9 protein-coding genes are annotated in these 12,537 nt (G+C 49.3%); all 9 read left to right on the top strand.

The genetic code is table 11. The annotated features are described in order from the left end of the window. Positions 1–15: 15 nt before the first annotated feature. The 9 genes from QZT18_RS01190 to QZT18_RS01150 all read left to right on the top strand — a co-directional run bounded on the left by QZT18_RS01190 (position 16) and on the right by QZT18_RS01150 (position 12,514). Entirely contained in the window at positions 16–702 is a 687-nt protein-coding gene (locus QZT18_RS01190; RefSeq protein WP_294143649.1) for a GNAT family N-acetyltransferase, read from the top strand. Between the two features lie 252 nt (positions 703–954). Beyond that, the gene (locus QZT18_RS01185) at positions 955–1,635 is read left to right on the top strand and encodes a YesL family protein (RefSeq protein ID WP_294143648.1); all 681 of its coding nucleotides are present in this window, start codon (positions 955–957) and stop codon (positions 1,633–1,635) included. A 1,161-nt stretch (positions 1,636–2,796) separates the two neighbouring features. Further along, positions 2,797–3,729, top strand: a complete 933-nt coding sequence (gene ispE, locus QZT18_RS01180) for a 4-(cytidine 5'-diphospho)-2-C-methyl-D-erythritol kinase (RefSeq protein ID WP_294143647.1) — start codon at positions 2,797–2,799, stop codon at positions 3,727–3,729. Positions 3,730–3,900: 171 nt separating this feature from the next. Beyond that, positions 3,901–4,581, top strand: a complete 681-nt coding sequence (locus QZT18_RS01175; protein WP_294143646.1) for a GntR family transcriptional regulator — start codon at positions 3,901–3,903, stop codon at positions 4,579–4,581. Next, the gene (locus tag QZT18_RS01170) at positions 4,578–5,804 is read left to right on the top strand and encodes an aldo/keto reductase (RefSeq protein ID WP_294143645.1); all 1,227 of its coding nucleotides are present in this window, start codon (positions 4,578–4,580) and stop codon (positions 5,802–5,804) included. The genes QZT18_RS01175 and QZT18_RS01170 overlap by 4 nt, the downstream gene beginning before the upstream one ends. A 415-nt stretch (positions 5,805–6,219) precedes the next feature. Then, on the top strand, positions 6,220–6,867 hold the full coding sequence (locus QZT18_RS01165; RefSeq protein ID WP_294143644.1) for a TetR/AcrR family transcriptional regulator: 648 nt from the start codon (positions 6,220–6,222) through the stop codon (positions 6,865–6,867). A gap of 172 nt (positions 6,868–7,039) precedes the next feature. Then, complete coding sequence (locus QZT18_RS01160; RefSeq protein WP_294143643.1) at positions 7,040–8,173, top strand: efflux RND transporter periplasmic adaptor subunit; 1,134 nt, start codon at positions 7,040–7,042, stop codon at positions 8,171–8,173. 12 nt (positions 8,174–8,185) lie between these two features. Then, positions 8,186–11,233, top strand: coding sequence for an efflux RND transporter permease subunit (locus QZT18_RS01155; RefSeq protein WP_294143642.1), 3,048 nt, complete (start codon positions 8,186–8,188; stop codon positions 11,231–11,233). A gap of 120 nt (positions 11,234–11,353) precedes the next feature. Further along, the gene (locus QZT18_RS01150; protein ID WP_294143641.1) at positions 11,354–12,514 is read left to right on the top strand and encodes a TolC family protein; all 1,161 of its coding nucleotides are present in this window, start codon (positions 11,354–11,356) and stop codon (positions 12,512–12,514) included. Positions 12,515–12,537: the final 23 nt, after the last annotated feature.

Here is a 12,537-nt window from a genome sequence, read left to right as displayed (position 1 = left end):
AAAGAAGATAAGAGTATGACAATTATAAAGGAAGTTACAGTAGAAGGGAAACAATACCCGGTCACTGTTTCGGACGAGAACGAGGCTCTTCTGGCCGCAGCAGCGGCAGGAAGAGCCATTGTTGGAATATGGGATCCGGATCGTGGAGGCTCGGGGGCAGGCTTTGACGCCTGCCTGTATCTGATTGGTGAACCCGGTGCTGCGGATGAAATGCTTTTAGAGCGCGCGGTAAGGAGGAATGCCGGGCTGCCGTGGATTATCGCAGAGACGGACAGACTGCTCATACGGGAGTTTACCTCTGAAGATCCGCTGGAACCAGAATCCCCGGACGACGGGGGCGGAGTATTTTCCAACCGGATTCTGAGGGGAAATTATATAGCCGGACAGTACCGCTTTCATGAATGCGGCCTGTGGGCACTGGTGGAAAAACAAAGCGGAGCCGTGATCGGCAAGGCCGGTATCACGGATGGGGAACTGGGATATCATATCTATGAGCCGTTCCGGTCGCAGGGATACGCCCTGGAGGCCTGCGGCGCAATAATTGAATATGCCAGGGAGGAGCTGGGGCTGAAACGGCTTGCGATAAAAACCGAGAGTGAAAACAAGGCGTCTGCCAGCCTGGCGCAGAAACTGGGATTTATGTTATCCGGAACTGCTGCGGAAGCGGAGGAAGGACTTCTTGTTTTTGATAAGTATCTTTGAGAATGTTAGGAAAAGGTCTCGTCTCTGAGAATGTTAGGAAAAGGACTTTGAGAACGTTAGGAAAAGGACTTTGAGAACGTTAGGAAAAGAATTTTGAGAACGTTAGGAAAAGGACTTTGAGAGCTGTAAGAAAAGAACTTCGTGAACTTTGAGCATAGCTCTTTGAGAACACTTAGAAAAACATAGAAAACCCTGGGTTCCAGGAGTAGCTGGGAAGAAAGACATTTTTTATAGAAAGAAAGGCAATTTACAATGGCATCCAAACTATTCGATTATGATAATCCCTTCTTTATGCTGATGTCAAGGGTCTGGGATTTAATGATATTGAATTTTTTTGCGGTCCTGTTCTGTCTTCCGGTCATAACGGCCGGGGCGTCAGTGACGGCGTTATATTATGTTACCCTGAAAATGGCGGAGGACCGGGAATCCCATATATACCGGAGTTTTCTCAAGGCATTCAAAGACAATTTCTTTCAGTCCACAGCCATTCATATCATGCTCTGGCTGATAGGGGCTGTGCTCATGGTAGACTTCTGGTATGTCGTCCTTGGTGGGACAGGCCTGCCGGTAAACCCGTCTACCGGTTTTGCCGGTTCCGGGGCCGCTCTGTCGGGAATCTTCTCAACAGGCAGCCCGGTGCGCCTGGCAATGGCGGTGATATTCCTGGCTCTGCTCGTGATGTACATGTTTACATCACTGTACGTATACGCCGTCCAGGCCAGGTTCGTCAATCCTGTACATCGGACGCTCTGCAATGCCTTTATGATGTCGGTGCGCCATCTGCCGTCAACGGTATTGATGGTAATCCTCAATGCGGCGTTTTTTTATATTGCGGTAAACTATGCCTCCTGGCTGGCCTTCTGGGCGCTTTCCGGGCCGCTTTATATCAATTCGGTTCTGCTTTGCAGGGTGTTCAAGAGGTATATGGTTTAGTTGGGAGGGGGACGCTTTTGGCAGGATAGCGGACGGGAGCGAGTTCTTCTGGGGGGTCAGTCCCGGTGGGGAGATAGTCGCAGGGGGAATCCGGGGGAAAAAATTCCTGCGGGGACCCGCTCCCGCTTGTGGAATGCGCATCGGATGCTAGCTTCGTGGGAAACCTCAGCAAGCACCGGCGGATTCCAAGGTCCCCTCCGGAAAGTTTTCCCCCTCCTTCCCCCCCGGGGAAGGTTGTCGGCGGGACTGAAACCCGGAAGGGATCGCTCCCGCCCGCCATCCTGCCGCCGCTGTTTACCACCTTCGCCAAGTGCGGACCGGCGTATTTATTGAGATAGCCGGATAGTGCCGCTGCATCGCGCAGCTTGAAAATGCCAATTCAAAAAGCCTGACAAGGCCGCCGCCCCCGCGGCTTAACATCACAACCCAATAATAAAGACAGAAACCGCAGCTTACAACTGCGGTTTCACATTATAACCAGAAGATATAGTTAAATAACAAATTCAGTTCCTATTTTATATCTGTTAATTGAAAATATGCATTTTCGGAAAATCCTAATGGCTGCTACAATACCTCTTCCGGAAAAGTATTGTGGCCGCGACAATACCTCTGCCCATTGAAAACAGAGGGATGCTCCTCTGATGCAGTCAGAGAACGGGATGGCCGATCACCTACGCGTCTTCTGTCCCGGCGAAAACCTTCCCGTGGGGAATCCGGGAGAAAAAGATTCCGCAGGGAACCTGGAGTCCATCGGCACTTACCGAGGTTTTTTCGAGGTTAGTGTCCGTTATGTACTCCAAAGAGCGCGAGCGTTTCCCGAAGGAACTTTTTCTGCCCGGATTTCCCACTTGCAATACCTCCAAACAGGGACTGAAGACTCATCCCCTCTCCTCCCCATCCCCTCTGCCCCCCATCAGCCTCCCCATTTTACAACTAAATGCAGATTCACACAAAAATACCAAGGAATACTATTGTATTTTGTATGTACGACGTATATAATATATTGTATACAAAATAATGCACGGATACAATCCACCTGATACTCCCGTTTGAATTGTAATTTCAGTTCATACCGGATGCATCCCGTGGAGTGTTGTTACTGGGCACAGAGTGAACAGTAACGAATTGTATCCATCTATACCACAGACCGGAGGAATAGGAATGATAAAGCACCTGGGGCTTAAAGCCTACGGTAAGATTAATCTGGGGCTCGACGTGGTCAGGAAGAGGGAAGACGGTTACCACGAGGTGCGGATGATTATGCAGACGGTGCGCGTATACGACAAGATCGACTTAGAGCGCAGCGATCAGCCTGGAATCAGGCTGGAAACGAACCTTTACTACCTGCCTGACAACGAAAACAACCTGGGATACAGGGCGGCGAAGCTTCTGATGGACGAGTTTGGGGTCACGGAGGGAGTGGATATCAAGATGAAGAAATTCATCCCTGTGGCGGCCGGCATGGCGGGCGGCAGCAGCGATGCGGCGGCGGTTATGTTTGGAATCAACAAGATGTTTTCACTTGGACTTACGATGGAAGAGCTGATGGAGCGGGGCGTTAAACTGGGAGCGGACGTGCCCTACTGTATTATGAGAGGTACGGCCCTTTCGGAAGGAATTGGGGAAATTCTGACGCCGCTGCCACCGATGCCGCAGTGTCAGATTCTAATTGCTAAGCCGCCAATCAGCGTTTCTACAAAATTTGTTTACGAAAACCTGAATTTACCTTCGCTTCCCCGGGATGCACACCCGGATATTGACAGAATTGCGAAGGCCATATCATCCAGAGATTTTTACGGGATTGCTGAGAATCTGGGAAACATACTGGAGACGGTGACGATTCCGGCCCACCCGATTATCCGGGAAATCAAGGAAAAGATGATGGAACTGGGGGCTGTGAATGCCCTGATGAGCGGGAGCGGCCCGACGGTGTTCGGATTGTTTGTAAATCCGGCTGCCGCCCAGGATGCATATGAGGAGATGCGCTATGGAACCGGAAGCCATCTTGTAAAGCAGGTATATTTGACCAGCTTCTACAATGTTACAGCTGAGCCTTCGGCTAAACTGCAGCAAAATGATGCACAGAAACGGTAAAAAGCACCGTTGATTGTAATGATAAGTCCGCATCGCGCACTTTTCGTTGCGCCGCGCCGCGAACTCGGGATTTTCGCAAAAAACGCAAAACACTTCGCGGGATGCACCATGGCTGAACTGTTATTCTATAATACCAATGCAGGAAAATAATTTAGGACAGGGGAATTATTTATGGGAAACGATTTTGAAGTAAATATGAATGAGTACCTCCCGCTCAGGGATGTCGTATTCAATACACTCCGGCAGGCCATTTTGAAAGGGGAACTGGCTCCGGGAGAAAGACTGATGGAAATCCAGCTTGCAGAAAAGCTGGGAGTAAGCAGGACTCCAATCCGCGAGGCCATCAGAAAACTGGAACTGGAAGGCCTGGTACTGATGATCCCCCGCAAGGGAGCCGAGGTGGCCAAAATTTCCGAAAAGAGCTTAAAGGATGTATTAGAGGTGAGACGTTCCCTGGAGGAACTGGCCATTGAACTGGCCTGCCAAAGAATGACGGACGCCGATCTCCTGGATATGGAGAGGGCGGAAAAGGTGTTTAAAGACGCCGTTGACAATGGAAATGCCATGGAGATTGCCGAGACAGATGAGGCGTACCATGATGTAATTTATAATTGCACCAGAAATACAAGGCTGGTACAGATTTTAAACAACCTGCGGGAGCAGATGTACCGTTTCCGTCTGGAATATATTAAGGATGAGGACAAGAGGCAGATTCTTCTGATTGAACACGAGAAGATTTTAAAAGCGCTCAGAAACAGGCATGTGGCCGAGGCCAGGGCGGCTGTGCGCGAACACATTGACAACCAGGAAATTACGGTTCTTAAGAATATAAAGGAGCAGGAAGAAGAATGACATTTAAAGAGTTATATTTGTCGGGCCAGATAGAGTTTGAAGAGATTGACCGCCATATTTCCAGATGGAATAATTCAGATGACGAGAGGACGCTGGCCAAATACCTCGGACTCAACGCAGAGGAGGAGGACGTCTGGATTGAGGAAAGCGATGAGGCGCTCCAGGACATGCTGGATTCTTATGAAAAAGTCGCCGGAACGCCGGTGACGCTTGGAAGAACCGGAATTATCGTCAATAAGAACGGTTTTGGCGCTCTTCCGATGCAGAGAGTGTCGGTGGAGGCAGCCGGCAGCCTGCTTAAGAAAGCTTACGCGGCAGGAATCCGTTTCTTTGACACGGCAAGAGATTACACCGACAGCGAGGAAAAAATCGGATATGCGCTGAGCGACGTGAGGGAAAAGATTTATATTGCCACGAAGACATCGGCGAAAACAGCGGAGAAATTCTGGGCGGATCTTGAAACTAGTTTACATAATTTGAAAACGGACTATGTGGATATTTACCAGTTCCACAATCCTGCGTTCTGTCCGAAGCCGGGAGACGGCAGCGGTCTCTATGAAGCGATGCTGGAGGCAAAGGCACAGGGGAAGATCCGGTATATCGGTATCACAAACCACAGAATGGCGGTGGCTGAAGAGGCGGTGGAATCGGGGCTTTACGATACGCTGCAGTTTCCGTTTAACTATCTTTCCACAGAGAGGGAAATTGCGCTGGCGGATGCCTGTCTTAAGCAGAATGTGGGCTTTATTGCTATGAAGGGCCTTTCCGGCGGACTGATTACGGATTCGGCCGTGATCTATGCGTGGATGCTCAACTATGAAAACGTACTTCCCATCTGGGGCGTGCAGCGGGAGAGTGAACTGGACGAGTTTATCGGCTATATTGGCAATCCTCCCGAACTGACGGAGGAGAGAAAGGCAGTGATTGAAAAAGACAGGAACGAGCTGGCTGGATCTTTCTGCCGCGCCTGCGGTTACTGTCTGCCGTGCCCGGCTGGAATTGAGATCAATATGTGTGCCAGGATGTCACTTCTTTTAAGACGCATGCCGCCGGAAGAATTCCTGACAGAAGAGGGCCAGGCAAAGATGAAAAAGATTGAGGACTGCATCCATTGCGGACAGTGTAAGTCCAAATGTCCGTATGGGCTTGACACGCCCGCCCTTTTGGAGGATAATTACAAAGATTATCAGGAAGTTCTGGCTGGAAAGCCGGTGAAAAACTGAGGATATACCTACATTTGTACGCCTGACGGAGAATGATCGTTACAATAAAGTTAAAATTATATAAACTTTTTATTAGCCTATTGACAAGGTGACAGGCTGTCACTATAATAAATGACAGCCTGTCACCTTTTTTGATCTATAGATAATTACGTCCTATGAATCAAAAAACGCTCCGCGAGGATGCACATGCCTCGCAGAGGTAAATAGCTGCTGAAGCAACCGCGCGGCAGCGCAAGAATTCCGCGGGCGGGATTCTTGGCTTTTGAGTGGCAATGCAAAGTTTGCGGAGAGTATGTTTTATTTCTGCCGGCCGTCTGCTGGTAAATACTACCGCTGGTAAAATTTACAGCATTGTGTTATTTTTACGCAGGGTGACGGCAGACGTTGAAAATATGAATATCAGGGGGGAAGGCTTATGCCAACAGAACGGTTTTACAGGCTCCCGGACGAGAAAAAGAGAATTATCTGCAGCGCGGCGGTAAAAGAGTTTGCGCGTGTTCCGGTTGATAAGGTGTCTATCAACCAGATTATTAAGGAAGCGGAAATCTCCAGGGGAAGTTTCTATACATATTTTGAAGATAAATGGGATCTTCTGGGCTGCATCTTTGAGGACAGCCAGAACAGGCTCAGGGAATTCTGCAGGCAAGCGCTGACGGAGTCGGATGGAGACATCTGGAAAATGTTGGAGAAATTGCTGCTGAAAACGATTGATTACTGTTCCGGAAAAGAGCAGTTCGCATTTATCAAAAGCGTGATGTGCCACACGGGTTCGGAAGAGATCTTAAAGGGATTTTCGGAAAGAATCAATAATGCATACGGGCACAAAAATGAAGAGATAGAGCATTGGATTTATGAAAACACCGACAAACGGTTTATGGTAGCCAGGGATTATGAAGAATTCCACTGCTTTTTCCAGCTTGCGATGTTCAATATCGCCATGGAAATAAAGGCTTATTTTGAGGAAGTGCCGGTGGAAAGGATTAAGGAGCGTTTTGCCATCAAACTGCAGATCCTGAAATACGGGATATGCAACAGCGGCTCGGAAGGACGGGCGGGGAGTTGACGGAAGACGGATAGAACAGCCTTATGACCGCTTTTTATAGTCATAGAAATCATAGAATACCAATAATTATATAATTTGGGAACACCATAGGATTTTGAAACAGAGATTTTAGAAAGAAAAATTTAGAACAAAAATTCTGAAACAAAGAAAGAGGACAAAACAGGAGGACAACATGAAGAAAAAAAGTGTAATCATTACAGCCGTAGTGATTGTGGCAGCAGCGGCAATTATCGTGCCCAGGTTCTTAAAGCCAAAGGAGCAGGTGGCGGCAGCATCCATTCCACTGGTTTCCATACAGAAGCCTGAGATTGGAAATATTGAGCTGTTTACCGGGTTAACCGGTACCGTCGAACCATCCGACATTGTATATATTATACCGAAGGTAGCCGGAGAGGTCACCGATGTCTATGTAAAGGCAGGAGATTATGTGGAGGAAGGACAGAAACTGCTCCATATCGACACCAAACAGGTGGACGGCGCAAAGATCCAGCTTGATACCGCGTCGGTATCTCTCCAGGATGCCAATACAAACCTTCAGAGGATGAGCGTCCTGCTTCAGAGCGGCGACATTTCCCAGCAGCAGTATGAGCAGGTACAGAGCAGCGCGAAGCTGGCAAAGCTTCAGTATGATGCGGCAAAGCTGGCCTATGACAACCAGATTGAATTCAGCACCATCACGGCTCCTATCGGAGGACTTGTAGAAAGTTTTAACGTGGAAGTGCATGACAACGTGGCACAGTCCAATGTTCTCTGTGTTATTTCCGGAGAAGGCACAAAAGCGGTTTCCTTTAATGTTACCGAGCGTGTTGTAAACGGTCTGAGCATGGGCGATTTAATCAGAGTCGAGAAAAACGGCAGCGAATATCACGGCGTGATCACGGAGATCAGTTCCATGGTAGACGCATCCACAGGACTTTTCAAGGTAAAAGCATCCCTGGAAGGAGCCGATGCGCTGGCTACGGGAGCACAGGTAAAGCTTTATGTGACATCCAGCAAGGCTGAGAATGTCATGATGGTTCCGACCGACGCCATTTATTATCAGGGCGGAAATGCCATGGTTTATACATATAAAGATAACGCGGTGCATGAAGTGCCGGTGGAAGTGGGCATCTACGATGCGGATAAAACAGAGATTACGGACGGCCTCACCACGGAAGATGACGTAATTATTACCTGGAGTTCCGAGCTGTTTGAAGGTTCACAGGTAGAAATTCTGGGAGAAACAGCCGGGGCTGATACTGCCGGCGAAGCAGACGGCGCATCAACAGACACGACAGAAAACACGACAGAAGCAGATGCGAAATAAGGAGGCCATTAAATGGGATTAACAAGAAGCGTCCTGAAACGCCCGGTCACAACGATCCTGGCAGTTCTTTGTCTGATCGTATTTGGTATTTCATCCGTTTTTTCATCAAAGCTGGAGCTGACTCCGGAGATGGAAATGCCGATGATGGTAGTATTTGCTGTTTATCCGGGAGCCAACCCGGAGGACGTTGACGAACTGGTTACCAAACCGATAGAAGATGAGATTGGAACCCTGAACGGAATCAAATCCGTAAACAGCTATTCCAACGAAAATATGTCCATGGTCCTTTTGCAGTATGAATACGGCACGGATATGGATAAAGCGTACTCCGACTTAAAGAAAAAGACGGATGCCATGAAGAGCAGCCTGCCGGACGATGTGGATACCCCGACAATCATGGAGTTCAACATCAACGACCAGGCAACCATGTATCTGGCCGTCAACAATGACAAGGCAGATAACCTTTACAACTATGTAGACGAGAAAATCGTTCCCGAGATTGAGAAAATTTCTTCCGTTGCAAGCGTGGACATCAGCGGCGGACGAGAAGAGTACATCAAGGTGGAAGTGATTCCAGAGAAGCTCAAACAGTATCACCTGAGCATAAATTCCCTGGTTACGGCCGTAGCATCCGCCAACCTGGCATATCCGGCCGGAAGCACCGAGGTGGGAAGCCAGAGCCTTTCCGTCACCACCGGTGTGGATTTTAAAGATATGGAGAGTCTGAAACGGATCCCGATCACACTTGGCAACGGCAACACCATATACCTTGAAGATGTGGCGAACATCAACTCCACACTTAAGGACGCGGCCGGTATCGGACGCTATAACGGCAAGGATACCATTGCCCTTGGTGTAAAAAAACAGCAGAAAAGTTCGGCGATGGAGGTATCCAAAGCAGTTAACAGAACAATTTCTCATTTAACTGAAGTAAATCCCGACCTTGAAATCGTTGTAGTAAATGACAACAGTGATCAGATCAACAGTTCCCTGATCAGCGTGCTGCAGACGATGATAGCGGCAGTCATCATTTCCATGGTGATTATTTTCCTGTTCTTCGGAGATATGAAAGCGTCCCTGATCGTAGGTACGTCCATTCCGGTATCAATTCTGGCGGCCCTCGTCATGATGAGGGTAATGGGATTTTCGCTCAACGTTATCACATTGGGCAGCCTGGTGCTGGGCGTCGGTATGATGGTTGATAACTCCATCGTAGTATTGGAGAGCTGTTTCCGTTCCACAAGGGGAAAAGGTTTCAACGAATTCCACAAGGCGGCCCTGGAAGGCAGCAGTATTGTAATTCAGTCCATCATCGGTTCGACGGCTACAACCTGCGTTGTATTCCTGCCGCTGGCATTCCTGTCCGGTATGACGGGACAGATGTTTAAACCGCTTGGATTTACAATTGTATTCTGTATGGTTGCATCCCTGATTTCCGCTATGACCATCGTGCCGTTGTGCTACATGATGTACCGGCCGAAGGAAAGAAACAACGCGCCTCTTTCCGGTCTCGTGGAGAAGATGCAGAATGGATACAGAGGTATCATGAAATCTCTTCTGCCGAAGAAGAAAACGGTTATGTTCACCACAGTGGGCCTGCTGGTTATTTCCATTTTCCTTGCAACCCAGCTTAAAATGGAGCTGATGCCCGCCAACGATCAGGGTACCGTCTCCGTAACGGTAGAACTGAGACCTGGCCTGGGAATCGAAAAGGCCAATGAGATACTGACCAAAGTTGAAGATTACGTCTCCAAAGACGAGGATGTGGAGTCCTACATGCTCTCCTACGGAAGCAGCGGACTCAGCATTGGAGGAGGTTCGTCGGCATCATTGACAGCCTACTTGAAAGATGACAGAAAACGGACCACGGACGAGGTGGTGGATGAGTGGAGACCGGTTCTTACCATGATTCCGGATACCAATATTACACTGTCCTCCCAGAGCGCAATGAGCATGATGGGCGGCGGAAATGACGGAGTAGAGTATATTCTGCAGAGTACCCAGTACGACGAGCTGAAAGAGGCGTCGGATAAGATTGTCCAGGCGCTGAAACAACGCTCCGAAGTTACAAGAATCCATTCATCCCTGGAAAACTCCGCGCCGGTTGTAAAGATTGACGTGGATCCGCTGAAGGCGGCGGCCGAGGGACTGACTCCTGCACAGGTGGGCGGTACGGTCAATCTGATGCTGAGCGGCAAGGAAGCCACCACACTGGATGTGGACGGCGGCGAGATCAGTGTCATGGTCGAGTATCCCGACGGGGAATACGATGCCATCGACCAGGTAAAGGGAATCGTGTTAGACACGCCGACAGGCGGTTCCGTAGCCCTTACCGACATTGCCGATATTTATTTTAAAGACAGCCCGCAGAATATTATCAGAAGCGATAAAGAATATCAGGTAACAATTACAGGCGATTTTGTAAAGGGAATTGCCAAAGACGATCAGGATGCACTTGAAACCACGATTTATAAAGAGGCGGTGCTTCCAAACATGTCCGAGAGCATTACAAGAGCCCAGAACAGCATGGATGAAGCGATGGCGGAAGAATTCTCTGCACTGGCAGGCGCGATTGCCCTTGCTATCTTCCTGATTTTCGTAGTTATGGCGGCCCAGTTTGAGTCACCGAAGTTCTCAATCATGGTTATGACGACAATCCCGTTCAGCCTCATTGGTTCATTCGGCCTCATGTTCCTGGCCAATGCAACCATCAGTATGCCATCCCTTCTGGGATTCCTGATGCTGGTCGGTACGGTTGTTAACAACGGTATTCTCTATGTGGATACGGCCAACCAGTACAGAAGCGACATGGACCGCGATACGGCCCTGATTGAAGCAGGAGCGACAAGACTCCGTCCTATCCTTATGACAACGCTGACGACCGTTGTAGCCATGATTCCTATGGCGCTTGCAATCGGCGACAGCGGCGAGATGATGCAGGGTATGGCCCTTGTAAACGTGGGAGGCCTGATAGCATCCACGACATTATCCCTTTTAATGCTGCCGATTTACTACACGCTGATGAACAGAGGCCACAGGGAAGAATTGGATGTGGATTAATGGTAAATGTGTGGTAAAATGGTAACGTGGTAAGATGTTGGACTGCAGCCGTCCCCATTGGGCCGGCTGCACACAGATGGAAACCGTGGACTAAAAAGCTGCGGAGGTGAGAAAACATAAATGAAAAGAAGACGGAAACAGATAGCTGTAACGGCTCTTGCAGCCCTGACGGCAATATCTTTAACCGTTCCCGCTTATGCGGCTGCGGGGCCCTCGGGCCAGACCACTTACATAAACGGCGCAGGAGCCGGAGCAGAAGATACGGTTCTGGACTACAATGATATTGACAACAGGATTGCGAATTACAATGCAAATTACAAGCAGCTTAATTCCACCCTTGTAAACAGTGCGCAGTCGCTGGATGCGGCGAGAGAACTGAGGGAGGATGCGTCGGATCTGATGGACGAGGCGGCCGAGCTGCGTTCCGACGGACTGAATGAGACCAGCCGGGAATTGTACAACAGCTATAAAGAGACTGCCAAGGAACTCCGTAAGCAGGCTCAGAAGCTCACGAATGAAGAACTCAGCAAATCGGCTCAGAAGACTCTGAGGCAGATGAAAAGCCAGTTGGTGGCATCGACGCAGCAGTTGATGATCCAGTACAGTGAGACGCTGGCAAAACAGGAACTGATGAATAAACAGATAGAGCTTGCGCAGGCCAACCTGGATGCGGCAAACAGGATGGCGGGAATGGGCATGAAATCGGCCCAGGACATCCAGTCCGCCCAGGAGACGTTAAAGCAGGTGGAAAGCGGCGCGGCCCAGTTGAAATACGGCCTTGATAACATGAGGCAGAACCTTCTGATTCTGACCGGCTGGAACCATGATTCAACGCCCGAGATAAGACCGGTACCTTCCGCAGATTTGACAAGAATCGATCAGATGAATCCGCAGAACGATCTCAGCGCGGCAGTCGGAGCCAATTACGATCTGCAGGCGGTAAAGAGCGCTTCCGCTACCGGCTCATCGGCCAGGAACGTGAAGAAGAGAAACGTTGCCCAGTCCCAGCAGGATGTGGCATCCACGTTGCAGAGCCTCTACAACACAGTGATTTCCAAGCGCCAATCCTACGAGGCGGCCCTCTCCGAGTTCGGAGCGGCAGAGCAGAAAATGCAGGCGGCAGACAGAAAATATTCCCTGGGAATGATGGGAAAACTTGAATATCTGAGTGCCCAGGCGGAATACCTTACTTCGAAATCGAACAAAGAAATTGCAGAAATAGAGCTATTTTCAGTCATGGAGAAGTATGACTGGGCGGTAAAAGGCCTGATCATGTCTTAAGGGAAGCGCAGAAGGAGAGTAGA

The sequence above is a fragment of the uncultured Clostridium sp. genome (assembly GCF_900547735.1).
Lineage (GTDB): Bacteria > Bacillota > Clostridia > Lachnospirales > Lachnospiraceae > Otoolea.
The sequence above is the reverse complement of the archived record's forward strand: the minus strand, read 5'-3'. Positions and strand labels throughout refer to the sequence as shown.